General features: G+C 49.2%; 1 protein-coding gene. It reads left to right on the top strand.

Annotated features, from left to right (window positions below):
* A partial coding sequence (locus tag EXE30_RS15725; RefSeq protein ID WP_228256131.1) for a phage baseplate assembly protein V occupies positions 1–796 on the top strand: 796 nt, incomplete at both ends.

The raw sequence follows: 796 nt of genomic DNA, 5'->3' as shown, positions 1-796 counted from the left end.
TTTGGGACTCGAAGACGCATGGCACTTCACCCCAGCATGGATGCAAGACCTCAATGGTGAAGATGGCGCAACCGCATCAGGCAACAACCAAATTGAAAAACTGAACCAAAACCTCAGCCACTACCACGATGCCCAAGCCAAACAATTTATTGCCCATACCACCGTACGCGATAGCCAAGTCGGCTACTGGTTTAAACTGACCGAACATCCAGAAATTGACCAACATAATGGATCAGACCAAGAATTTCTGATCATCGCCAAAAACTACTACAACCAAAACAACCTACCCAAAGACTTAAACCAACAAATCCAAAGCTTGATTGATCAAAGCCAATGGCAGCAAGACCACAAGCACACAAACAAGAGTGAAGAACGCCAAGCCAACCAACTGACGCTACAACGTCGCAGCATCAAAACCATACCCGAATACCAACCCCTACAACACCGCCCAGCAGCCCATCCACAACGCGCTAAAGTGGTTGGACCATCAGGTGAAGAAATCCATGTCGATGAATGGGGCAGAATCAAAGTCCGCTTCTTGTTCACTCGAAATGACGACCACCAACACGATGGCGGCGCAGGCAGTAACGACAACGATACCGATTCAGCATGGGTCGATGTACTCACTCCATGGGCAGGCGAAGGTTATGGGGCACGCTTCCTGCCACGCATTGGTGAAATTGTGGTGATCGACTTTTTTGACGGCAACATCGATCGCCCTTATGTCACAGGACGACTGCACGAAGCACAACGCAGTCCGACCAAATTTGATGACCAAGGACAACTGCCAGATACC

The sequence above is a fragment of the Acinetobacter halotolerans genome (assembly GCF_004208515.1).
GTDB lineage: Bacteria > Pseudomonadota > Gammaproteobacteria > Pseudomonadales > Moraxellaceae > Acinetobacter > Acinetobacter halotolerans.
Note: the sequence above shows the minus strand (reverse complement) of the source record. Positions and strands in the feature narration are given on the sequence as shown.